The 24825-nt window shown below is 33.4% G+C and carries 25 protein-coding genes, 1 tRNA gene and 1 pseudogene; 4 read left to right on the top strand and 23 right to left on the bottom strand.

Translation table 11 applies throughout. From position 1 onward, the window contains the following. Positions 1-152 precede the first annotated feature (152 nt). Together ABEG63_RS02505 and ABEG63_RS02500 are read right to left on the bottom strand one after the other, a co-directional pair. Positions 153-509: a hypothetical protein gene (locus ABEG63_RS02505; protein WP_346582724.1), complete on the bottom strand. Its 357-nt coding sequence runs from the start codon at positions 507-509 to the stop codon at positions 153-155. A gap of 238 nt (positions 510-747) precedes the next feature. Continuing rightward, on the bottom strand, positions 748-2682 hold the full coding sequence (locus ABEG63_RS02500; protein ID WP_346582722.1) for an ABC-F family ATP-binding cassette domain-containing protein: 1935 nt from the start codon (positions 2680-2682) through the stop codon (positions 748-750). A 245-nt stretch (positions 2683-2927) separates the two neighbouring features. Between ABEG63_RS02500 and ABEG63_RS02495 the strand changes: the two genes are divergently transcribed. Continuing rightward, positions 2928-4073 (top strand): histidine decarboxylase, encoded by a 1146-nt coding sequence (locus tag ABEG63_RS02495; RefSeq protein ID WP_346582720.1) that lies wholly within the window; start codon positions 2928-2930, stop codon positions 4071-4073. A gap of 71 nt (positions 4074-4144) precedes the next feature. On the opposite strand, the gene ABEG63_RS02490 is transcribed toward ABEG63_RS02495, so the two are convergent. From ABEG63_RS02490 to ABEG63_RS02435, 12 genes are all read right to left on the bottom strand, one after another. Next, positions 4145-4663: a hypothetical protein gene (locus tag ABEG63_RS02490; protein ID WP_346582718.1), complete on the bottom strand. Its 519-nt coding sequence runs from the start codon at positions 4661-4663 to the stop codon at positions 4145-4147. 265 nt (positions 4664-4928) lie between these two features. Continuing rightward, entirely contained in the window at positions 4929-6278 is a 1350-nt protein-coding gene (locus tag ABEG63_RS02485; RefSeq protein ID WP_346582716.1) for a DUF2235 domain-containing protein, read from the bottom strand. A 124-nt stretch (positions 6279-6402) separates the two neighbouring features. Then, positions 6403-7083 (bottom strand): response regulator transcription factor, encoded by a 681-nt coding sequence (locus ABEG63_RS02480; RefSeq protein WP_346582714.1) that lies wholly within the window; start codon positions 7081-7083, stop codon positions 6403-6405. Next, the gene (locus ABEG63_RS02475; RefSeq protein WP_346582712.1) at positions 7052-7762 is read right to left on the bottom strand and encodes an ATP-binding protein; all 711 of its coding nucleotides are present in this window, start codon (positions 7760-7762) and stop codon (positions 7052-7054) included. Before ABEG63_RS02475 ends, ABEG63_RS02480 begins: the two co-directional genes overlap by 32 nt. Before the next feature lie 65 nt (positions 7763-7827). Then, positions 7828-8451: a hypothetical protein gene (locus ABEG63_RS02470; RefSeq protein ID WP_312388818.1), complete on the bottom strand. Its 624-nt coding sequence runs from the start codon at positions 8449-8451 to the stop codon at positions 7828-7830. Positions 8452-8457: 6 nt separating this feature from the next. After that, positions 8458-9213: a hypothetical protein gene (locus ABEG63_RS02465; RefSeq protein ID WP_267401876.1), complete on the bottom strand. Its 756-nt coding sequence runs from the start codon at positions 9211-9213 to the stop codon at positions 8458-8460. A 79-nt stretch (positions 9214-9292) separates the two neighbouring features. Continuing rightward, positions 9293-9925 (bottom strand): DUF5715 family protein, encoded by a 633-nt coding sequence (locus ABEG63_RS02460; protein WP_267401877.1) that lies wholly within the window; start codon positions 9923-9925, stop codon positions 9293-9295. A 113-nt stretch (positions 9926-10038) separates the two neighbouring features. Beyond that, on the bottom strand, positions 10039-10584 hold the full coding sequence (locus ABEG63_RS02455; RefSeq protein ID WP_267401878.1) for a hypothetical protein: 546 nt from the start codon (positions 10582-10584) through the stop codon (positions 10039-10041). 155 nt (positions 10585-10739) lie between these two features. Further along, entirely contained in the window at positions 10740-11720 is a 981-nt protein-coding gene (locus tag ABEG63_RS02450; RefSeq protein ID WP_346582710.1) for an acyl transferase, read from the bottom strand. Between the two features lie 178 nt (positions 11721-11898). Beyond that, positions 11899-12690 (bottom strand): UDP-2,3-diacylglucosamine diphosphatase, encoded by a 792-nt coding sequence (locus ABEG63_RS02445; protein WP_346582708.1) that lies wholly within the window; start codon positions 12688-12690, stop codon positions 11899-11901. Between the two features lie 18 nt (positions 12691-12708). Continuing rightward, positions 12709-13155, bottom strand: coding sequence for a 6-carboxytetrahydropterin synthase QueD (gene queD / locus ABEG63_RS02440; RefSeq protein WP_267401881.1), 447 nt, complete (start codon positions 13153-13155; stop codon positions 12709-12711). Positions 13156-13214: 59 nt separating this feature from the next. Further along, positions 13215-13598: a thioesterase family protein gene (locus ABEG63_RS02435; protein ID WP_312388834.1), complete on the bottom strand. Its 384-nt coding sequence runs from the start codon at positions 13596-13598 to the stop codon at positions 13215-13217. Positions 13599-13684: 86 nt separating this feature from the next. On the opposite strand from ABEG63_RS02435, the gene ABEG63_RS02430 reads away from it, so the two are divergent. After that, positions 13685-14338, top strand: a complete 654-nt coding sequence (locus tag ABEG63_RS02430; protein WP_346582707.1) for a phosphoribosyltransferase family protein — start codon at positions 13685-13687, stop codon at positions 14336-14338. A 63-nt stretch (positions 14339-14401) separates the two neighbouring features. On the opposite strand, the gene ABEG63_RS02425 is transcribed toward ABEG63_RS02430, so the two are convergent. The 3 genes from ABEG63_RS02425 to der all read right to left on the bottom strand — a co-directional run bounded on the left by ABEG63_RS02425 (position 14402) and on the right by der (position 18248). Continuing rightward, positions 14402-15853, bottom strand: a complete 1452-nt coding sequence (locus tag ABEG63_RS02425) for a hypothetical protein (protein ID WP_346582705.1) — start codon at positions 15851-15853, stop codon at positions 14402-14404. 226 nt (positions 15854-16079) lie between these two features. Further along, positions 16080-16733 (bottom strand): uracil phosphoribosyltransferase, encoded by a 654-nt coding sequence (gene upp / locus ABEG63_RS02420; protein WP_346582704.1) that lies wholly within the window; start codon positions 16731-16733, stop codon positions 16080-16082. 204 nt (positions 16734-16937) lie between these two features. Continuing rightward, the gene (der, locus tag ABEG63_RS02415; protein ID WP_267401886.1) at positions 16938-18248 is read right to left on the bottom strand and encodes a ribosome biogenesis GTPase Der; all 1311 of its coding nucleotides are present in this window, start codon (positions 18246-18248) and stop codon (positions 16938-16940) included. Between the two features lie 348 nt (positions 18249-18596). Here der and ABEG63_RS02410 point away from each other — a divergent pair. After that, positions 18597-18667: transfer RNA gene (locus ABEG63_RS02410), tRNA-Gln, on the top strand. A gap of 589 nt (positions 18668-19256) precedes the next feature. Here ABEG63_RS02410 and ABEG63_RS02405 read toward each other — a convergent pair. From ABEG63_RS02405 to ABEG63_RS02380, 6 genes and pseudogenes are all read right to left on the bottom strand, one after another. After that, a pseudogene (locus ABEG63_RS02405) lies at positions 19257-20192 on the bottom strand (recombinase family protein); the annotation flags it as partial. 90 nt (positions 20193-20282) lie between these two features. Beyond that, positions 20283-20450 (bottom strand): hypothetical protein, encoded by a 168-nt coding sequence (locus ABEG63_RS02400; RefSeq protein ID WP_346582702.1) that lies wholly within the window; start codon positions 20448-20450, stop codon positions 20283-20285. A gap of 512 nt (positions 20451-20962) precedes the next feature. Beyond that, complete coding sequence (locus tag ABEG63_RS02395) at positions 20963-21223, bottom strand: helix-turn-helix domain-containing protein (RefSeq protein ID WP_346582701.1); 261 nt, start codon at positions 21221-21223, stop codon at positions 20963-20965. 73 nt (positions 21224-21296) lie between these two features. Next, positions 21297-22946, bottom strand: a complete 1650-nt coding sequence (locus ABEG63_RS02390) for a hypothetical protein (protein ID WP_346582699.1) — start codon at positions 22944-22946, stop codon at positions 21297-21299. Then, complete coding sequence (locus tag ABEG63_RS02385) at positions 22943-23587, bottom strand: hypothetical protein (protein WP_346582697.1); 645 nt, start codon at positions 23585-23587, stop codon at positions 22943-22945. Before ABEG63_RS02385 ends, ABEG63_RS02390 begins: the two co-directional genes overlap by 4 nt. A gap of 79 nt (positions 23588-23666) precedes the next feature. Further along, a complete protein-coding gene (locus tag ABEG63_RS02380; RefSeq protein ID WP_346582695.1) occupies positions 23667-24209 on the bottom strand; it encodes a hypothetical protein in 543 nt (180 codons plus the stop codon). Positions 24210-24388: 179 nt separating this feature from the next. On the opposite strand from ABEG63_RS02380, the gene ABEG63_RS02375 reads away from it, so the two are divergent. After that, positions 24389-24793, top strand: a complete 405-nt coding sequence (locus ABEG63_RS02375; protein ID WP_346582694.1) for a helix-turn-helix transcriptional regulator — start codon at positions 24389-24391, stop codon at positions 24791-24793. Positions 24794-24825: the final 32 nt, after the last annotated feature.

Raw genomic sequence — 24825 nt, 5'->3', positions numbered from 1 at the left:
TAAAACCAATTGTATTGATTAATAATGTAAAGTATCAATTATGATCCTCTTTACAAATATCAAATGATGAATTCAAAATTATCCATTTGAAAAATTCAACGAAATACAATAAACTTTAAACCTAATTAAAGCCAAAAAAGAATCTTAAAAAATTAAGAAATCGCGGGCGGACCGCGAAGTTGAAAAGTGAATTTTGTCTGAGACCAGATTTTTTCCTGAACAGCAATAATTTGTTCTACTTCGTGAGTATAACTTTCGAAATGAAAACTAAATTCTTCAGGAACCAAAGTATGTCCAGTAGCCAAGAAATGACAAGCCAAACAGTCGCCGGCTTTTTCTTTAGCTACATTATTTGAGATTTTATGTTCTGTTTTTTTGAAATTGAAATTCTTAAAAACTTCTTCAGAACTGTGATTGTGAAAATTTTGAGAAAACAGCGCAATAAAGTAGATCCCAAACAATAGCTTGGAGATAAAACTTTTCAGATTTCTGCTTTCCTTAAAAATCATTTGTCAAAATTATAAAAATAATTTAAGTTTTAGCTTAAACTTTTATTAAAATGCGTTTTGTAATATGTAGAAGAGATTGAAATTTTGTTACAACTTCTCTTATTATTTATTGAGATGCTTCGACAAGCTCAGCAGGACATCGCTACAAATTAACCTCTAATAAAAACAGTTAGTATTAGAAATGTCATCCTGAGCAAAGTCGAAGGATCTCAACAGTTTTATTTTAATCCAAATAAAATTAATCCAACTGAGCTCCCAAATGCTCCCACTCCTGCAAAGCAAGATCAAGGTCTTCTTTAATTTTATTATATTTTTCCAGTGTTTCTTCAGAAGGGTTTTCTTTGGTAAAAGAAGCTTCAAATTCTTCCACTTTTGTCTCAAGCTCTGAAATTCTTTCTTCTACTTTTTTTATTTTATTCTGAATATTTTTCTGCTCTTTGCTTACAATAGTGGATGATTGATTGTTTTCTGTTGCCGGTTTTTCTTCTTTTTTCACCTTTACCTCAACCTTCGCTTCCTCTCCATGAAGTTTTGCTTTTTCGGCAGAAATTTCTCTGATAGATTCTTTTTGTCTGAATTCAAGATATTCGTTGATATCTCCTAAGAATTCTTTCATTTTACCATCACGGAATTCATAAATTTTATCACAAAGACCTTGCAGGAATTCTCTGTCGTGAGAAATTACGATCAACGTTCCTTCAAATTTCTGAAGCGCCAGCTTAATAATTTCCTTAGACTGAATATCCAAGTGGTTCGTAGGCTCATCCATAATCAACGTGTTGAAAGGACGTAACAACAATTTACAAAGTGCCAGACGGTTTCTTTCCCCTCCAGAAAGTACTTTCGTCTTTTTATTCACCGCTTCGCCTTGGAAAAGGAAAGATCCTAACAAATCGCGAACTCTAGGTCTCGTTTCTTCAGTTGCAGCATCTTCCGCCTCTTCCTGAACCGTTTTATTTGGTGTTAAAACTTCCTCCTGATTTTGAGCAAAATATCCGATATTTACGTTATGACCAAGATTCCAGTTTCCTGAATAATCTTTGATATCTCCGGCAAGAATTTTCGCCAACGTCGTTTTTCCCTGTCCGTTTTGTCCAAGAAGCGCAATTCTGTCTCCTCTCTGAACGATGAAATCTACATCATCAAAGATTTGTTTTTCACCATAAGATTTTCCAAGATTTTCAGCTTCGAAAATAACTTTCCCCGGAACCTGTGATTGAACGAAACGAATATTGAATTTTGAAACGTCTTCATTATCCACTTCAATACGTTCAATTTTATCTAATTTTTTAATCAAAGACTGTGCAAAAGATGCTTTTGTAGCACTTGCACGGAATTTGTTGATATTATCTTCCATTTGCTTGATCTCCGCATCCTGATTCTTTTTAGCCTGAATCAGTTTTTCACGGCGATCTTCACGCATCACCAAATATTTAGAGTAATTAGCTTTGTAATCATCAACTTTTCTGTTGTTCACATCAAAAGTTCTGTTACAAACAGCCGTCATGAACTGTTTATCGTGACTTACCAGAACGATCGCTCCCGGATAATCTTTCAAGAAGTTTTCAAGCCACATGATCGATTCCATATCCAAGTGGTTGGTAGGCTCATCGAGAAGCATGATGTCATTCTTTTGAAGAAGCAGTTTTGCCAGTTCAATTCTCATTCTCCAGCCCCCGGAAAATTCATCGGTGATTTTTTGGAAATCATCTGCTTTGAAACCAAGACCAAACAATACTTTTTCCATATCGCCTTCCAGATTGTAGGCGTCATGGTTCATCAAAAGATCGTTCAGTTCGGTCATTTTGTTGATAAGATCCGTATAAGAATCACTTTCGTAGTCAGTTCTTACGGTCATCTGATGGTTCACTTCTTCCAATTCATTCTTCCACGCATTGATTTGTTCGAAAGCCTGCATCGTTTCATCCCAAACCGTTCTTCCTTTTACGAAATCTAGATCCTGTTTCAGGAAACCAATGGTGATATTTCCTTCCGGAACTACATTTCCTTCGTAGAAAGTAATTTCTCCGGAAAGCATTTTCAATAAAGTGGATTTTCCCGCTCCATTTTTTCCAACTAAACCAATTTTATCATCCTTTTTTATCGTGAAATTCACGTTTTGAAACAAATATGTTCCTGAATGATGTAATCCTAGACCTTGAACCGAAAGCATGTTAAATAATGATTAATAAGTGAGTAATGAATTTTCGGGTGCAAAAATACGGAAAAAGAAATGAATGACCGAATATGAAGCTAATCATCATAAGATTATTAATTTTAAGCCTTAAATTATTCCACATTTTCAGTAATAATGAGATTATGACAAATGTTAATAAAAATTTACTCTCTTTTTTGTGAAAAATATTCAATTACTGATTTTTAAAGTGTATCTTTACTTCACACTAAAAAACTATTACTATGATTAAAAATTTAAAATCCGAAGATCTGGCAAAGCTTGACCAGCTAGAGAAATATTTAGATGAAAAATCTAATCACTTTTTTGGATATCCCTGTACATTTGATTTCGACTATTCACCGCTTCAAAAATTTTTGAAATACCCAATCAATAATGTCGGTGATTCTTTTTATTCAGGTGGATCGTACCAAATAAACACCCACAGTTTTGAAAGAGAAGTCATTGACTTTTTTGCTCAATTGTTGAAAGCTCCCATCAATAATTATTGGGGATATGTCACGAACGGAAGTACAGAAGGAAATCTTTACGGATTATATTTAGCGAAAAGAATTTATCCTTCCGCAATCGTCTATTTTTCCGAAGAATCTCATTACAGTATTGAGAAAAATATTAATCTTTTAGGAATAAAATATGAAAAGATTAAAACACAGAAAAACGGCGAAATCGATTACGAAGATTTTAAACAAAAACTCAGCTTGCATCAGCATTTGCCTGCCATTGTTATAGCTAATATCGGAACTACCATTAAAGAAGCCAAAGATGATGTGACGAAACTTCGCGATATTTTGGACGATTTTAATATCAAAGACCGATATATTCACTGTGATGCGGCTTTTTGCGGAAGTTATGCACAATTTATTACTCCAAAGCCTAATTTTGATTTTACGGAAGGCGCAGATTCCATTATCATTAGCGGACATAAATTTATCGGGTCGCCCATTCCTTGTGGTGTGGTGATTGTTTTAAAACATAATAAAGAAAAAGTATCAAGCTTTGTGAATGTAATTGATGATCTTGACGATACTATTACCGGATCCCGCAACGCATTAACTCCGCTTATTTTATGGTGTGCCATTAAAGCTTTTGGAGCTGAAGGACTGCGTGAAAGGTTCTTTAATTGTCTGGAACTTACAGAGTATACTTTTGATAAAATTTCAAAACTCGGAATTAAGGTTTGGCGAAATCCTAATGCTTTAACGATCTTAATTCCTCGCGTGAATAAAGAACTGCAATACAAATGGCAATTGGCAACGCATGACAATATTACGCATATCATCATAAAACCTGGCATGACGAAATCGATGATTGATACATTTATCATTGATCTTGAAAAAGAAACTCAAAAGGATTTGGCAGATGTATTTTAACTGACCATTCAATATAAAATCAGAAAAGCTGCCCATTTGAGCAGCTTTTTCCCTATAAAAAATGTTATTTATTAGAAGGTTTTAGGCGTAACATCCACAGTGCTTACTCCATTTCCACCTCTTAGGAACTGAAGCAAAGGAATATTATTCTGTTGATTGCTGGATGCGCCGCAAATTACCGTATTACCGCCATTGTTCATTGCCTGCTGACCTCCGAACCACCAATTATTACTACCTGCGCTGTGACCCTGAGCAATCGCTATATTGTAAAAAGTACAGTTGATTCCGTTTGAGAAATTAAGAACCAAGGTTCCGATCATTGCAAAATTAAGATCATCCGGATCGTGATTAAACGTTGTTCTGTTGGCCGGAATATTTTTCGAAAACCAACTCGCGACATCTGAAGAGCCTTTTCTTCCTACAGAAAAAGTAAATGTACCATCACTTTTACAGCTAACTACTAAACCTGCATGAATTTTATTATCCGGATCTTGTCCGCTTGTTACAGAAAAACTATTAACGGTAAAAGTTCCGCTTACTAAATTGTTCGAAGCCACTGAAAACGTGACCTCATTATCGTGATATGTCATGATTTTTGTTTTTAAATTGTTATTCTACTAATTAATTTTTTTGCTCTTTGCTGAAGCTTCGTTTAAAAGAACAATTCAAAGTTGCGAATATTGAAAGAGTAAAAAAACAGTATAAATCACCAATTTAAGATTTAAGTAATTCTACCTATTCAAGTTTTAGGTTAAGACAGATAACAATATTTATAAGCTTTACTATTTAATTAAACAAAAAAAAGAATCGCCCTGACCGACGACTCTTTAACCTAAACTTAAAACTGAAAAAATACTAACATTTATTATATAAATTTTCGTTTTTCAATATGGTACGGCTCCAGCTATCATTATTAGGGATATTGGTGCCGTAAGCGTAATCTATAATGGAATCTTCCATTAAATGTACTTCTGAATGAAGCTTGGCGCCCACCGAATTCACAAGATCGCCCTGTGCATTGCTTGGTACATTCAGCCCGTTGTTGATGAGCTCCGCATCCATCAAACCTTCATAACTTCTCAGCAATGTACTCGGATACATCCCGAAATTGGCGGAAATGTGAGTATAATTTGAGAGTTTTTCTTCATCATAATTCGGTCTCAATTCCTTTGAGAAAATTGAAATATATTGTTCAAGCTCTTCTGAAAGCTGAATTAAATATGGATGCTTCGATGAATCTATTTCGAAATTTGTTTCGTTAAAATCTATGCTAAAAACAGCCTCCACAGCATTTGTTTCAGCGGCCATTAGTTTACCGTAAACTTTTGATAAATCATTGTAAACCAAATTTCGGACAACATATCCCTGAGAAAAAAATGTTCCTTCCTCTATTTTATAATTTTCAAGAGGATGATTCCAGATTCTGTTGCCATAAATATCTTTGGTATTCTGCCTGATATTTTCAATATAATTAATAACCGAACTGTCTCTCTGATGGTTTGCAGAAATATAAACCGATTGCGAAGCCGTTAAATAACCACCACCAACATCTGCATGTACTCCAGGAACGAAAATTTCTTTATGCACAGAATTTCCTTCGTTCTGCAAAGTGTCAACCATTTCTTTTGAATTTTCGAAAAAGCCTGTCAACGGAAAAAAATATCGGCATTCATTCACAGCACAAATATGAACTGCTTTTTCCACTTCCGGTAAAACATTGACTTTATAATGATTGAAAGGAGTAGATTCCACCGTATCAAAAACGCCCAGAAATTTAATTTTAAAATTCATTTTTATTTTCGAATCTGGCTGTAACAATTCATAGCAAAATGTTCTTGCCAACATACTTCCTCTGCTGAATCCGTAAACAAAAAGCTGATATTCTTGCGTTTCGTCCTGCACGATTTCCTGAAGTTTCGCAAACGCCTTCGATAATTTATCATCAGAAGAATATCCTATAAATCCTACTGGATTTTTACAAGTTGCCATTGCAAAATCGCTGTCTTCGGACCCTGTTAAAGTTCCGATTCCTTCGATGTATATTTTATGATTTCCGCTAAATAATTCAAAAAGTTTAAAAATATTGGTTGTGGCTCCGTAATAGCTTTCGTTATTTCTATAAGGTTTTTGTGGTGAAATAGCATTCAAACCATTATTGCCTGTACCGTCAAAGAAAATACCAACCGAAATTATATTATTTTTCATGCTTTGTGGTTTTTAGACTTCAAAGCTGAAGCCCATACTTTATCAACACCTCAAAGTAACGATGAAAAAAAAAGACGGAATAGCGTAAAAAGTACCAAATAAAAAAATCCGTATTTCTACGGATTTATATTTTTGTTGAAATAGAATAAATATTATTAATTATTGCGTAGATCACAATGCCTACGGTATTTTTGGCGCCTATTTTTTCTAAAACACGCTGCCTATGACTTTCTACAGTTCTTGGGCTTATGAAGAGCTTCTCAGCGATTTCGTTGTTGGTAAACTCCTGACAGATCAGCTTTACGACATCTTTTTCACGTTCTGAAAGCTCATCTTCCATTTCGAATAAAGATCTTTTCTTTGTAGAACTGTTCATGTAAGAAAACAGCATCTGGTGATCTTCCTGAGTAAAGAAAACTCCGTTTTTATACACCATGGTAATGGCATCAATAAATGTTTTTCTGTCGGAATTTTTAGGTAAAAAAGCAGAAACGCCCAATTTTACCATATATCCTAAAATAGAAGTTTTATAATGAGAAGACAGAATAATGATCTTAAGATCGGGATACTTTTCTTTGAGAATTTCTACCAATTCAAAACCATTCATAGGTTGCATTTGCACATCTACAAGGGCAATATTTGGAAATTCTTCGGGAGATAATGTTTCTAACTTTTCAATAAAATCAGGCCCGTTATTGGAGGTAAGACTTACTGAAATGTTTTTTTCGGTAGACAATAGCATTTTCACCCCTTCGAGGATCAGTTGCTCGTCATCAATTAATGCTATCTTGATTTGGGAGTTCATTGTATGGAATTTTTATGATTAAACGGCTTCCTTTATCTATAATATTTTTCCATTTGTGTTGTGCGTTCATCGATTTGATGCGGGATTCTATATTTTTGATGCCCATCCCTTTTTTTACGGCTTCATATTCAAAACTTTGTCCGTTATCTGAAATAATTACCGACAGGTGGGTTTGATTATCTTTAATATAAATCCAAATTCTGGTTGCTTTAGAATGCTTCAGAACGTTGGTTGTAAACTCCTGAATGATTCTGTAAAGCTGAACTTCAATAAATTTATTTTTTCTCTGAAATTTCGGACTTACGCTTAAAGCAATATTAATTCTGTTGGATAAATTGGCAATTAATTCTTCAATATATAAAACCAAGCCTACCGATTCCAGATTCACGGGATACAAAGAGTGCGAAATACTTCTTGCAGAATCAATTAAAGAAGACATCTGCCCGGAAATATTTTTTTTAATCTGCTCGTCGCCTTTCGTATCCAGATTATTCAGCCATAAAGATAAGATATTCAATCGGTTTCCGATATCATCATGAATCATAACTGCGATTCTTTTTCTTTCATCTTCCTGAACTTTAATGTTTTCTAAAGCCAATTGTTTCTGATGCTGAATTTCAGCAAAATTCTGAGCATCTTTTTCTTTCAATATTCTGGTTACAAACGTTCTGTAGCCCATCAATATAAAAAATACGATAATTGCAAGGGTTACAATTATCAGAATAAGCAGATTGATATTTAAGGTTACTTCTTTAATTTTAAAAACGTATAAATAATTGAACAATATAAAATACTCGATAAGATATTATTGGTTCCTAAAAGCAGGTAATAATCATCTTCTTTTAAATTGGCGATCTGATTCTGGATGATAAATATAAAAACAGATACGGCGTAATAGAAAAAAATACAGGCATCTACCAACAGAAAACGGTTTTTTCGATGGCTGCCCTTAATTTCCTGTAACAACACAAAACCAGAAAGGCAAATAACCACGATATTGGAAACTACTTTTACAATATCTCCGTTCTGCGGAAAATTGAAGCCATATTTAGCGATTAAAAAAGCCAGCGTAATGAAAGACGCTACAAAAACTCCAATTTTAGATAAATTGAGCTTTCGGATGAATAAGGTTGTCAGCAGAAAAAATTCTCCTGCAATGTATATTGGGTACAAAAACGAGGTGTCTTCAAAATGAAAAAACTGCGTGAGTACATTCGTAACCGCCTCTATGATAAAAAGAAAAGCAATATAAAGGCTATATTGCTTTTCTTCTTTTATTAATGATGAATACTTTATACCTCCCACAATACAAGCCGCAAGAAGTAGAAAGTTGGTAATTCCCCAAGTTGTTATAAAATAGCTATACATTTTAATTTAAAGCTTACAAATCGGCGGACAAGGTCTCGACCAATCGTAAGTATTTGAAATCATTTCTACACTAGCTCCCACTCCATTTTCCAACTTATCTTCTTTGTAATAAGAAATGAAAATAAGCGTTACCAAAGTTTGTTGAAAAATAGCAGAATATTTAAGCCCGAAAGAGCAAATTACTTTGTCTAAAGTTTTCCCTGATTCTGATGAAGATATATCCGCAAAAGGCACATAGAATCTTTCAAAAATATTTCTTTGTTTTGTTTGCTCGTATTTTTTAGATTCGTTGTAGAACCAATCCATACCCTCATTTCTCCAGCTTTCAATAGCAGCAACTACTTTATCCTGCTCCAAAACCGGAACATTCGCCACTGGAAAATATGTGTTTGAATTGTCGTCTATTCTTTGAAGATCATTCGAAAGAACGGCATGTTTTACCACCGTATACTGCTTGGTTTCTACCAATCTGATGTCGCCGCTACATTGTGCCAATCTACTGAAGGCATATTCGTCCTGATCGATCTTATAACCTCTCTCATCAAGCGGGCAGAAAATAAGGATCAGTTTTCCGTCATAAACTCCTACTTCTGCACAAAACTCGTTGCATTTGTTTTTATCTTTTAACCATTGAACCTGATCTGCATCAAATTCGAAAATATTACTGGTAGGAATCAGGCGTTCAACCTCCTGATATCTTTCTGAAACAGCAATCCACTCGGAAACTGCGCGTGAAAATTCATCTCTGTTTAATGTTGTCATATTGCACGGTAAATTTAGTTGCATAAAATTATGTAAACTTAATAATGTGTGCAACTATTCACGCTAAATTGAATTTAAATTAATAATTCCTTACCGTAATATGATAGCAGCTCTGTTGCTTTTCTTTGATGTAATAAATTCTACCGATGCTCGCATAATGCTTTAAAACTTTCTCCAATGCAATTTCCATTTTCGGGTTGTATCGCAAGACATCATTAAAACGTACATAAGAAATATCAAAAGAATTTCCGTAATTGTGAGAACTGATGCCCAAAGAAGCGTTTGAATTTACGCGTCGCAATCTGCATTGATCTTCCAGCGTTCTGGTAATAGAAGAAACTGTGAATGTATGCCCTTTTGTTTCTTTGCTGAATCGGGAACCCATATTTTCAAGCGTAGCTTTTGCTTTGGAAACCATCCACGCTCGGCTGTAATCCAACTTTTGAACTTTATATCCTTTTCCTGATTTTTTTATTTTGTGAAATTTTCCGTTGTTGATATATTTCTGAACTGCTTTAGAATCTTTTAAAAGCTGAACCCCAAAACTTTTAGAAGCATTAAGGTGCGGCTGATAAAGCGGCGTTGCCTGTACTTTTAAAACCTCATGAAGATCGTAACAAGGCAAAACTTTCTTAATCGTTTTTTTTGAAGCCTGAGCATAATGAACACTAAAAATAAAAGACACAAAAACAACACTCAATAACTTTTTCATTAATCAGACTTTTAAATTTTCAAACAGAAAAAAGGAAATAATAAAATTTCTTTCAATAATAATACCAATCTAAGCTAATGATATTAATTAAAAATCCTATCAACTGACAGGATTTACTTTAGCTTTTTAATATCAAACGGATTTTTGAAGATCAATTCTTCATGCTTACCTTTAATTTCCATTTTTCTTTGTAGGAGATTCAATGCCATTTTTCTCAGGAAAAGATCTTTATCGTTCAGCTTCCAATAAGAATCTTCATGAACGCGTTTGGGTTTTCGGATTAAATAAAATTCCGTTTCCCAGGAATCTACATTGTGATAAAACTCGATAATCCCGCAATGATCCGGAATCATATTATGTTCCACCATTCCCATCGGCAGCAAAAAACTGAAGGCATTGCAAACATAATCTCCACAGGAAATTTTATCATGTTTTAAAAACTTTTCGCCCGTATTTGAATTTGTATATGACTTTTTGAAATCATTTTTAAAATCACTTTTAGATAATTTAATTTCAATTTCATGACTGAAACCTTCAGAGTCAATAATTAAAATATCAGCTTCCCAATCTGCCTGAAAATGATTAGTCAGTATCATTTCTTTCTCAAAATCACATTGAGAATGAATGAATGCATGAACTAATTCTTCTATTTTTAACATGATTCTTTAATCGAAATACTTTTTTTAACGCGAAGATCGCAAAGACTTTATTTTAAAATATTCTGAATATTTTTCGTTCGCAAGGGCGTTTCACTCAGCAAATGATAGCAAAATTTAATACAACTAACTCTAAAACTCTCCCACACTCAAACCCATTAGCTCACTAATAAGCTACAGCCACGAATATCAGAGTGATCAATTCTTCCCAATACCTGAAATTGATCTCCGAAAGTTTTACCCAAATCCTGCGTTGCAATAAACGAACACGAATGAATATTAGCCAAATCAATAATATTAATCGCTCCCGTTCTTCCTTCCTGTTCATAATTAAAAGGATCTTCAGCATTTCTTACCAAAATTCTCATCCAATTCGGGCATTGGTAAATATTTTCACCTAAAGAATAAGCCTGAGAAAGCAATTCCGTCATCGAATATTCGGAATAAATTTTATCTGTTTTGAAACCTTCCTGCAAAATTTTCAACAATTCGTCTTTTGTCATTTCTTCTTTCCTGCCTTTCATTCCGCCAGTTTCTATTATCGTTAAAGTGTTGGAATGTTGGAATGTTGACGAGTTTGAGTTGCAATAATCAAGAAAATCTAATAAGGCAAATGAAACTCCGAAAAGAATGACTTTTTTATCTTTTAATTCATCTAAAAGTTTAAATAAATCTTCGTGATTGTAAAGAAAATATCCGTTTTCCGGCTTGGCAGATTTTTGCATCAAAAAATCTACCATATATATTAAGGAAGAATGCTGTTTTTCCAGATAACTCGGAAGCAGTCCCAAAAAGATAAAATCTTCAGGTTTCCCGATAAACTGTTCAAAACTTTTATAAATACTTTCCTGATAAATATTCTCGTCTGCAATGTGATGTTTAGACAAATTCATCTGTGTCGTTCCCGAACTTTGAAAATACAAGTCGGAAGTCACATTTTTATCTAAAATCTGATGATTTTTGAACATTTCAATGGGAAGAAACGGAATTTTAGCCAAGCTATCCACTTCTTCGGGATTGATTTTCAGGTAGTCAACAAATTTTTTATATACTTCAACATTGTCATACTGATAGCGAAATGTCATCAACGAGGCAGCCAAAAAGTCATGCTCTGTCTTTATGTCGAATATATTTTTCAAGATGAAATTATTTTTTTAAACTCTTTAATGATTCAAAATGAAACATTTACAAAAGAGCGTTGTTTTTTTAATGATTTTTTAATAGTAAAATTAAAAATTTGGTCAGGTTCTTGCAATTACAAAATCGGAATATGGATTAAAAACAGGGTGATTTCAAACTCATCCGAAAATTACCTCTTTATGGGGTAATTTTTTTTGTGTTTTCGCCAAATGTTTTCAATTCAAAATCGCTTTCAAAAACACCATACGTGAAATAAGAAATCCAGTCTCCAAGGTTTACATATTTCGCTTTTCCATCCAAATCCAAAACCATAGGAAGATGTCGGTGCCCGTAAATGAAATAATCGATTTTCTCTGTTTTCAGCTTTTCTTTCGAATAAATAATCAAAAACTCTTTGTCTTCGCCCAAAAATTCTTTGTCTTCGTCTCCTGAAATCATTTTATTTTTCTGAGACATATATAAAGCGATCTTCATGGCAATATCCGGATGAATCCATTTAAAAAACCACTGCGCAACAGGATTTGTAAAGACTTTTTTCATTCTTTTATATCCTTTATCGCCTGGTCCCAAACCGTCACCATGAGCCAGCAAAAACTGCTTCCCGCCCATTTCGAAATATTGCTTTTTATAGAAAACCGTGCATCCGATTTCGTCTTCCAGATAATCTTTCATCCAAAGGTCATGGTTTCCTACGAAAAAATAAACGTGAATTCCGCGATCTTTCAGTTCAGCAATTTTACCTAAAACACGAACATAACCTTTGGGAATTACATGTTTCCATTCATGCCAGAAATCAAACAGATCCCCCATTAAAAACAAGACCTGAGCATCATGTTTTATCTCATCCATCCAACGGATAAAGCGTTCTTCACGCACTTTACTTTCCTTCGGATTAGGCGCACCAAAATGCTGATCTGAAGCAAAATATACTTTTTTTCCAGGTTCTAGATTAATGATCGTTTTTAACACCGTCTGAGTTTTTCTAAATTACTGATTATCTTCTGCAAACCACTCTCCGTAGGAGTTTTCAGTTTCGTGAAGTTTAAGATAAGCCAAAGAAATTCCTTCAGGAAGTCTTGATTTTATTTTTGAAGCAATGGCATACAACATATTTTCACATGTCGGCTGGAAGGTACAATAAATCACTTTATGCCCCTGCTCTTCAAGAGAATCTCCTAACATTTTGTGTGGAGAAAGTGCATTGATAAGCACTGCATGATCCCAAACATCTACAATCTCAGATTTCACGATCGTTTTAATATCACCGAAATCTACCACCATCCCGTTTTTGGGATCCTCCAAATCATTTATAGGCTTTCCTTTCACTGTTACGAACAGTTTATAGGAATGTCCATGCATATTTTTACATTTTCCGTCGTAATTATAAAGCACATGCGCCGTTTCGAATGTAAAAATTTTTGTAATACGTATCATAGTACAAAGATATGATAAAAGAGCTTACCAAAGAAAAAGCTTAAACTTCGATTAAGTTTTTACAACTTATCAAGCCAGTTACTTTCCAGTCGTTTTATTCTCTGTGTTTCTTTATCAATAAAAACCCAAAGCGTTAAAGAATCGACCACCAACTGATCGTTACAATAAAACTCCACTTTTCTTGGTTGGCGAATTCCTTCCGGAGCTTTTGGATACGTTTTTATCGTGATAATATCTCCTAAATAGACCTGCTTTTTATATTGAATATGATGATCGAGAAGCATCCAGATATCATTAGGAAAATTGGTTTTATGTTTTACAAAATCCCAATGTTCTCCTGCGATTTCTTCCATCCAATGAACATATTGAACGTTATTTACATGATTATTACTGTCAATATGATCCTCCGTTACCGTTATCTGCTTTTCAAAAATCAAACTCATATTCAAAGATATGAACTTATTTTTTTATCTAAAAACACTACTATTTCTATTCAAAATCATTATATTTAGTTTCATAAAACACACAAATGATTTTAGATATTTTCTTTCCGAATCGTTGCCTTCACTGCAACCGAATTATTGAAGCTGACTTTCTTGTTTGCAATCTTTGTTATGAACAAATTCATTTCACTCATTTCGATTATTTTGAAAATAATTTTATCAAAGAAAAATGCAAATTACTATTTCCTGTAGAAAATACATTTGCCTTAATGCAGTTTCAAAAAGAAAATCTAAGCAGGAAAATTATTCATGAATTAAAATATAAAAGTCGCGAAAAAATTGGGAAAACTTTAGCCGAATGGACAATAGAAAATCTCAATTTTAAAAACGACAAACCAGATTTATTGGTTTCTGTTCCGCTTCATCCGAAAAAATTAAAAGAAAGAGGTTATAATCAATTGCATTTATTCACAGAAACACTGTCGAAGTTTTATGAAATTCCTTTCAGTCATGATTTAATAAAAAGAAATTATTATTCAAAAGCTCAAGCTTTAAAGGATAAAAAGCACCGACTGGAAACAGAAAACACGTTTTCAATTACTAAAAATATTACGGGAAAGCATGTTTTACTAATCGACGATGTTTTCACCACGGGAAATACTTTATCAACAATTGCCTGGGAAATTTTAAAATCGGGAGAAAATAAAGTAAGTGTTTTGGTGATGGCTGTTGATGAATAATTGTAAATAAAAAAACCTCAATTTTAATAATTGAGGTTTAAAATTACTTCCAAATCATGATAATTACTTATCTATTTTTTTCATTCTGAAAGTTTCAAAATCATCTTTGTATTCAACAACTGCATTATTGCCTCTCATTAAATCATTATTGTTTTGTGATTTATAATAAGTATTTAGAAAAGCAAGATATTGATTCATTGATTTAAAATTCATCGCCATATTATAATCAAAAGAAAACTGACCTGTATCAAAACTTTCGCCCTTCAAATTTCTATTGTAACGCAGGAATTCCGGAGTGTTGTAATTAAAGAAAGTTGCCCCTTTATCCGGCGACGGAAGTAAAAACGAAGAAAACTTCTGTTGCGATGGCAAATGACAGCTCATACAAGAGGTCATCGGTAATCTTGGATAAGTTATAACCGTTCTTGATTTTTTTTCTTTATTCACAATTACGACTTTACCATTCAACATTACACTTCCGTCATTCGGACCGCTTAACCTTCCACCCCAACCCAGCGTTTCTCGGCTGTAATAAGGCGCATTATTATTAACCCAGGTTTGTTTTAATTTTACATTCTGTTTTTCTACCGATGCAAAATCTGTGGAAACATCCGGATCTAAGCCCCACATTGCTCCCAACGGAACAAATTTATCCAGAATATTATTCGACTTAACATCTTTATCGTAAACGAGAGTACTAAAAACCCAGCCCGTGTCGGGAGCGGCCTTAGAGTCTTTTACCACAACATCTATCTGAAATAAGCTTACATTTCGATAACTATAATTCGTTTGACCTTCCAACTGATTATAGAGTGTAAAAAGCGGAGCATCCTTCATCGCATCCCAATCGTTGCCATTCAATTCAGAGAAAGCAAATTTTACGATCACAGCTCCTTCTTTGAACTGACCTTTATCTTTATTTAGATCAATACTAATAAAATTATTAATAGGCTGAGTACTTTTAAAATAAGACGAATCTATTTTTAGCGGAACATTTCCGTTTTTATCAAAAACCTCCCCGATCGTGAAAGCCGCCGTCGGATCATACATTACCAGCACAAACCCTTCCTGATTTTTATCAACATGCTTAAAAGTTCCTTTACCATTAGGATTTCCAGGATAGGTACCCATAATAGGATCTCTTTGACTTCCCATCCACGGCTCATGAAACCACCCGACTTCTTTAGCATTAAATTTATCTTTTTCGTTAATCATTTTTGTAATGACGGGTGATGCATATTCTTTCATTTTAGACACATAAGTTTCCGCATTTTCTACCGTGATGGGTTGGTTAAATTCATTAATAAATTTAAATCCAACGCTTGGTTGTGTGCGGGGATAATCGGCATTAAGCTGAAAGAAAGCTTTTCGATCTTTAGGAATAGAATCGGAATGATTTTTAAAAGCTTGTTTTCTTACGAGATCATCTGGTATTTCCGGTGTTGATTTCTTGTCGTTGGTACAAGACCACAGAGTAATTGAGCCTATAATAAGGCTTAAGATTGATGTTTTCATGGAATTTTTGTTTTTTTCTGGTTATTATTATTGAATCAAAAAATTCAACAGTTAAATATACAAAAAACATTAAATATAATTCAACATATAATGAAAAATCATTAATATAATTTAACAATAAAAAAATTATATTCTATTTTTCAAAACAAAACTCACCAATCACTAAACATAAAAAAAGGCTATATTCAAGATGAATACAGCCTTTAATCGTTATATTAAAAATAAATTATCTCTGTAATTTTTCACCATAACTCAAATCTCCCGCATCACCCAAACCAGGTGTAATATATCCTTTTGAAGTTAAGCTTTCGTCGATGGCTCCTACCCAAATTTTTGCATTTGAATATGCTTTTTCAATCGTTTCAACCCCCTGTCTTGAAGCAATTGCAGCTACAATATGAAGTTGAGAAGGATTTCCGTTGGTTAACAAATCTTTGATCGCTTCAATTAAAGAAGCTCCGGTTGCCAACATCGGATCTCCTACAATTAGAGGTCTTCCTTCGATATTCGGGCAAGTTAAATAATCTTGCTTGATAGAAAAATAATCGTTCGCATCGTGTTTTCTGTAAGCCGCTACAAAACCACAATCTGCTCTGTCAAAATAATTTAAAAGACCTTCAAATAAAGGAACTCCAGCTCTTAAAATAGTAGTAATAACGGGCTGAACAGCTATTTCCTTCACTCTAATAGTATCTAAAGGCGTCTGAATTTCGACTTCTTTCTGCTCTAAACCTTTACTGATTTCGAAAGCTGCAATTTCCCCGATTCTTTCCATATTTCTACGGAATCTCATTCGGTCATGCTGAATGTCAACGTTTCTTAGTTCATTAATCCAAGTATTCACTAAAGAAAATTGTTCTGATAATACGACTGTATTCATTATTTTGAAATAACTTTTTTAAGTTTAAATTTAATTTTGAATATTTTTTTAATGCAAAGCACACAAAGATTTTTTGACTACTTTTCGTTTTTAAGTTCACAAAGGCGTTTTACTTAGCTAAGCTCTCAAAGTTTTCAATAATCCAAAATTATTAATATTTTAAGAATAAAATCCCTCTTAGAAAAATCTAAAAGGGATTGTAAATTATTTTTGTCTGAAATATACTTCAATTGGAACTCCGGTAAACCCGAATTCTTTTCTCAATTGGTTTTCAGTAAATCTTTTGTATGGTTCTTTTACGTATTGCGGTAAATTACAGAAGAATACAAACTGTGGCGACGGCGTTGGAAGCTGTACGCAATATTTGATTTTAATGTATTTCCCTTTATTTGCTGGCGGCGGCGTTCCTTCGAAAATCGGAAGCATCACTTCGTTTAGTTTTGAAGTTTTAATCTTCTTCTTACGATCGTCATATACCTTCATCGCCATGTCAACAGCTTTTAAAATTCGCTGTTTCGTTAATGCTGAAACGAATAAAATTGGAATATCTTGGAATTGCCCGATTTTATCTTTGATTGATTTTTCGAAATCACGCATTGTGTTGGTTTCCTTGTCTTCAATCAAATCCCACTTATTCACCAAGATTACGATTCCTTTTCTGTTTTTCTGAGCTAAACCGAAAATATTCATATCCTGAGATTCCCAACCCTGCGTTGCATCAACCATGATAATTACCACGTCAGAATACTCAATAGAACGGATCGAACGCATTACAGAATAGAATTCCAAATCTTCGTTTACCTTAGATTTTCTTCTCATTCCGGCTGTGTCTACCAATACAAACTCGTGCCCGAATTTGTTGTAAAGCGTTTGAATACTGTCTCTTGTAGTTCCCGCAATATCTGTTACGATATTTCTTTCCACATCAAGCAAAGCATTCGTCATTGTAGATTTTCCTACGTTCGGACGACCTGCGATTGTGATTTTTGGCAATCCTTCGAAAGGATCTTTATATTCCGTTGTTGGGAAATCTTTTACAATATCATCCAACAAATCTCCTGTCCCTGAACCCGTTGCAGAAGATAAAGTATAATATTTATCGATTCCTAATTGATAGAATTCCGTTGCGGGAAGTTCTTCTTTTGAAGAATCTACTTTGTTGATAACAATATAAATAGGTTTGTTTGATCTTCTTAAAAGTCTGTAGATTTCGTAATCTGTATCGGTAAGACCTTCTTCCACGTTCATCATAAAAATGATAGAAGTTGCCTCATCTACAGCCAATTGTACCTGCTTACGGATTTCTTCTTCAAAGATATCATCCGTTCCTACATCATACCCCCCGGTATCGATTACGGTAAAATCTACTCCATTCCAGTCAGATTTTCCGTAGTGACGGTCTCTGGTTACACCTGCAGTAGAGTCTACAATAGCCTCTCTTCTTTCTAATAAACGATTAAATAACGTGGATTTTCCTACGTTGGGACGCCCAACGATTGCGACAATATTCGACATAAAAATGTTTAATAATCCTTTGCTAAAGCTCAGGATATGTTATTAATGGGTTTCTCCAACTTTTGGAGCCCAATTTTTTGCAAAGATATGATTTTTATTTGATTTGATTTTTTTGAAAAAGAAAAACTGGAAAGAATTATAAGTTAATTTACTTATAAGATTATTGCTAAATATTTAGTCTTTTAATTAGCTGAACCTAAAAATATAGCTTTCATTCGAAAAAATATTCACAAAATAATTCTTTGAATATCAATAAACAAAGGCATTTCATGAAATTTTTATTGATTAATTTCAACTTTAAATTTTTATTTTCAAAATAAATTTTCTAATTTCGCGGAACAGAAATACAGACTCATGGTGTAGCGGTAACACTACTGATTTTGGTTCAGTCATCTGGGGTTCGAATCCCTGTGAGTCTACATTCAAGGAGAAATGATCATTTTGATCGTTTCTCTTTTTTTTTATACAATCTAAGTCATTATTAATCTGAAAGATATGGTATGCGATTGAGTTAATTCGGGCGGTTCGATAATGTTTTCCGTTAAATTCCAATTTTTCAGGAAATATCGAACCAATTATTGCACGCTTTGTCTCAATTCCCGCTCCTTGATAGTGTTTTCCGATATTTTGAAGCGTCTCTAAGGCTTGTTCGAGCAGTTTATCTATATTGGTAATTTGTGGTACTGAACTCTTATTAAGATTTTCTTCTAACTTTGAAATTTGCTCTTTACATTCTCTTTTAATCTCCAAATATTCATCATCATCAATTATCTCACTAAGAAACTTGTTTCGAGCAAAGGATAGTTTGTTATTTAAAGTATCAATTTCGTCAGATATTTTCTTTTTCTCTTTTAATGGATCGCTAATGAAGTTCTGATAGTTTTCGGTCAAAAGCTTTTTAAGATATTTTTTAACTGGTGTATTCATTTCTAATGTCATTAATCCATCTTCAAAAACTTTATTGACGATCTCTGCTCTTTCTCTGAATCCGCAAATAGAATTACAATGATAATAATAGTATCTATTATTTCGACCTCTTGAAGCACTGGCGGTAAGTGTTTTCCCACAGTTGGGACACGTTAAAAATCCACGAAGTGGAAAATTTTCCTGAACAGTGATTTTTGTGTTTGGTCTTTGAGGTCGTTTCTTTCCATCCAATATCTCTTGCACTCTGTCAAAAAGTTCCTCACTGATCAATGGTTCATGTTGACCTTCAACAAAACAGGCTTCCTCATCCTTGTGTTTTGGAACAAATACTTTACCGCAATAAATCGGATTACGAATGGCTATATGAAAAGATGTTCTACTGACACCTTTTCTCAAAGACTCATTAATTTTTGTTCTTATAGAATTGCTTGCATAGATGCCTTTAGCCAATTCATTAAATGCCCACTTCATTTTTGTTGCTTCGGGTTCTTTGATTGCAATGTACTTTTTACCATTCTCGGTAATCTTGTTCGCATAACCAAATGGGGCTTTTCCCATAACTCGCCCTTCTTTGACAGCTCTTCTCATTCCATAAAATACATTGAGTGCTCTTCTGTCATTTTCAACCTCGGGCGCAGCCAAATAAATAGCCAACATCATTTTATTTTCAGGTATCGAAAGATCAAGCGGTTGTTCAACGGCTTGTAAATCCAAACCTAACTTTGAGAGGATGCTTATCATTTGATAGGCATCACCTGCGTTTCTACTAAAACGATCCCATTTCGTAAACAAAATAATATTGGTTTTAGAACCTTTTTTCTTAAGTTCAGTAAGAAGCTTTTTCCATTCTGGACGGTTAAAAGATTTTGCAGAATGGTCTTCATAAATAACATTTCCTACAGTTAAATTATTTTGTGAACAATAACGTCTGAGACGTTCTTCCTGATCTCTTTGGGAATAGCCTTTATCCGCTTGCTCATCTGTCGATACACGTATATATAAATCTGCTGTTTTCATAATTTTAAAATTTAATTCTGTGGAATATTATTAAGTATGGTCAAATAATAGAATTTCAGATTCATCAGTTGGATATTCCACTACGGAGTATCATTTCTGCTCAGAATAAAAATACTTTTTAATGACCATTAATGTAAGGTTGTAAAGAAACTCCATTACCAATTCAGCTTCTTCTTTCGAAAGCTCCATACCTTCAGAGCGGAAATATTCGATAACTTCCTCTATTGGTATTTTTTTGATTTCTTTTGCCTTAGACATAAATGCAGAATTTCCCTAAAAATAATTCAGAGAAATCCCAACATTAAATTTTTGATATATATTGGCATCAATAGTCTTTGTTAGTCTATATCTATTACATACCTTCTTTTGAAATCTTATTTAGTCTCTTTCTTTAATTTGTGTTTTTGTTCATTACTGAAATCATGCATATAGACTTGACTACCTGTAAAGGGATTATATGAGGGGTGATAGTCCAAATATCCTAAGAAATCTAAATCCTTTATACATTTATGATAGGTTGCTTTTGAGTAAATCTTACTAATTCGCATAACCTCATCCCGACGGATACTAACTGGATTCCTGAATCGGTTGAAATTCCAAAATTGAAACAAAGCCATATAGAGACTTAAGTGAGTAGGATTTAATGAGTTTTCTTGAGCTACTTTACCATAGAAGGCTGTTAAATGTTTATTGTAATTCATTTGCTTGATAATAATTTACTGATATCCAATTTGAATAGCATTGAAAAAATTTGAGAGGATGAGATAATATCAAGATTTATTATCTAGTAGCCGCTCGATGTCCCTATACTTGTAATATAACGTGCCTCCAATACGAGTGTAAGACAAAGTTCCATTAATACGAAGGTTTTGTAATGTTCCTGTAGAAATATTGAGAAGTTCCTTGACCTCCGTAGATCGTAACCACGATTTCTTTTCCGAACCTTTGATATCGATCAATTTCTTAATTTCTTCCAGTAATTCTACTTTAAATTCTTGGAGATCTTCTTTAGTTAAAATATCTATATTCATATTTGTTTATTGTTTTAAGTTTCTTGCTATCTTATATCTCTATTGATGGTCTGAAATGATATTTAATATAAGCTCAAATAATAGTTTTTTCAACTATTAAATTCATCTTAAAACTATCTAGTAATTTACCATCAACAACAGTTTCTTTGAGTTCATTCATCAGCTTTTTTACAATCATTTTCATACAATTTGCTTTCTCTGTGTCAACTTTTGCTATACTGTGATGCACGCTCATATTGTAATCAGTAAAAGAAAATATATTGCTGGAAAATTGCTCAAAAAGATAGTTGTACTTATATATGTCCTTATCGGCGTAGATACATAATTGCCAAAGGGCTTCGCTGGTCATATAATTAGGTAGATAAAATGTTTTTATGTAGATAAAAGTTCTGCAAAAGGACAATAGAAATAATGCGAAGAGATTATCTACACCTTGATAATTTTCTTCTTTTCCATCAATCAATTTATAAAACTGCAATGAACTTTCTAATGTGCTCTTGTAATGGAAATGCAAGTCATGGTGCTGTGGTTGATGAGGCGTCTCCCAATGTGGCTCTGGATGATGTTGATCCGAGGAATAGACCAAATTTTTGCCTTGCATAATGAAAACGAAAAAGCTCTGATATTGATATAGATTCTTCTGAATCCAATACCGATCGTGTCCGACCAATAAAAATTTGTACTCTTTTCCAAACATACTCGTCAAAGAATGAGTAATGGCTTTTATTTTTTCATTATTCACATTCAAGCCAATCAAAAGTAAATAGTAGGTTGTCACTTCTCCATAGATTGTTTTATGAAAGAAATATATTTGTTCCAGTTCTGTAAAAGTCAGGATTCTGTCAATTGCCTTATCAAGTATTTCATCTGTTCGATACTCGTCTATTGGGATTATATCCTGACCAACCGTATAAGTTTTATCATATTGCTTTTTGATCAGATGTTTCAATTCGTAGAATCGAGCTTCAATAAATGTAAACAGCGAATCCTCGATGATTCGTAATGATTCAAACATTTCTGTGTTGTAAATGATATCATCTTCGTCAATCGCTTTCTTTACTTTTGCAAAAAGTTCAGTTATAAAATATTCCCATGGATTCTTTTTGACAAAATAGGATTGAAGTTCCGGAATATAAATCAACAATTGATTTATCCTTTGATTCAGATTAAAGTCACTTGTCCTGTCTCCGCTATGTAGTTCCTCTAAATACTCTAAGTCATATTGGATCAGTTCTTCGAAAGAGGTAAAAACACTGTTATATGAATCCTCAGCAATAAGTCTTTCAATTTTTACCCTACGAATTTCGTGATCATGGTGAAACGCATCTTCATATCGGTTGAATTTCTTCTTGTACTTGTTCCAAATCCTATCTTTGAAAATTGATGATCTTGAATCTTTATTTTGATAGATTATCGAAGATTGCTGGCAATGGTACTCTATGAAAGGATGACCTTTTGACAATTGATATTCTAATCTCGAATAGTCAATGAAATAAAAGTAAACTTCATACTGATCTCTAAATTCTTTCACCCATCTTTTTGAACGCAATTTTGCTACATCAGTAAATTTATTGAGCTGAACCAAAATGTGTGATCGAGTTGAATGCTTTTCTTTCCGAAAGAATACCTGAACGATGGAATAATCCTTAATAATTTGCTCTAGTGTATTTTCAATAAACTCATTGGCGAGGATTGAAAATTGAGATTTATTTGGTGTTTTCATAGCTGAATGTTTTTAGATTCAAAACCACTATCATAGTATATAAATATAGCTTCAATAAATAAACGAACCAAGGCAAACCATACCATCATATCAATATGCTCATTCATTTCAGGGTCGTTGTCAAATCCTACTGTTTGTTTCAATACAAAATCAGGGTCTTTCATCTTTTCCTGATATTTCTTAAAGTAATCGATTCCTACTATTGATAATATTAGTAGGAATAGCTCACTAATACATTCCTCGGAAGAGATTGCATTCATTATATAATTTATGCTATCAAATTGAGACACATCATCGACATTGCATTTATTCAAATTACCTTGATCCTTGTCAAAGTAAAAATGAATGAGTAATAAAAGGCAGGACAGCAATCCTGCCGTCTTGACATCCTGCCTGCTTGCATCTTTGACCTCAATCTTTCCTGATAACAATTTCTCCAATTCGTATTCTTGAATCAAATCAGGATAGCTATCGAGCAGTTCTGTAAGTCTGGGATTATTCAGTTGGTCAAGAAGGCGGAATATACCTAATTCAAGATCTTGTCCTTGCGAATTCTGAACCAGAATATTTAATGCAATTTCAGCTTGTTCTTTTGTATGTACAAGTTGTTTCTCTTTAGTAAAGGGTGTGTTAGTTTTCATATCAACAATTTTATCTTTAGTAAAATTGAAAAAGGACTGAGGGATAATCTATTCCAAGAAGGAATAAATTATTCAGGATTTACGATTTTTTATTTTTGATCTTTTTGAGACCTCTTTCACTCATTACCTGCGCTGCATCCAGCATTTTAACAAGGTAGATGTGCGGAGTAGTCAGATCGTAATCAAATTCCTCTTTATAAGGTGAAAGCGATACGTGAACAATTTCATTAAGGAAAAACTCATATTCTTCCAGTGTTTTGCATTCAAATGCTTTTTCAAATACAAGAAATGGATTTTGATATTCTTCTTTATTTAAAGATCCCTGATTTATGATCTGCCATTCTTCGGGAGCTTTTTTTACTTCCCATCTTTTAACTTTGAAGTTTAGCAGATACGCACATCTTATAAATGATCTGACAGCATTATGAAAATCAAAAAGATCTCCCGGACGTTCTTTATTACAGACCTCTGCTTTATTTACATACAGCATAATCTCGCTGAGTGTATTTTTATAAATATCTACTGTACAATAGTTGAAGAAAGCATTGATCAGCTTAAATGGATCTACAATTTCATCGATTGCCCAGAAACTCGTCTCCAAAGATAATTTCATCTTTTTCATAAGAATAGGTTTTAAAATGTGAGAACTAAATTCTATTGTTGCCAATGAATAATCTATTCTTTTGGCGAATAAAATATCCGTTGGAAGGGATATTTTACAGGATAATTTTTTAACTTTACAATTCAGACGAATTAATAGAAATGGCTTTATCTTTAAGCCTTTAAATTGTGATAACCGCTATGGAACAGAAAATACATCAAGGGAGAAATGTGAAACGCTTTAGAGAAATGCTTGGCATAAAGCAGGAGGCTTTGGCATTTGACTTGGGCGAAGAATGGAATCAAAAGAAAATTTCTCTGTTGGAGCAAAAAGATGTTATAGAAGATGATCTATTGAAAGCAATTTCTAAAGCTCTTAAAATTCCTGTAGAGGCTTTTCAGAATTTTGATGAACAGGCTGCAATAAATATAATTGCTAACACTATTACCAATAATGATAATGGAGCTGTTTACAATCATAATCCAGTATTTCAACCTATTGATAAATTAATACAATTGCACGAAGAAAAGATTGCTTTGTATGAAAGAATGCTGAAAGAGAAGGATGAAATGATGGATAGGCTTGAGAAGCTTATCAGCAAATAAATATAAGTAATTCGGGATAATTACTTTTTCAT

This window comes from Chryseobacterium sp. C39-AII1 (assembly GCF_039672645.1).
GTDB lineage: Bacteria > Bacteroidota > Bacteroidia > Flavobacteriales > Weeksellaceae > Chryseobacterium.
The sequence above is the reverse complement of the archived record's forward strand: the minus strand, read 5'-3'. Positions and strand labels throughout refer to the sequence as shown.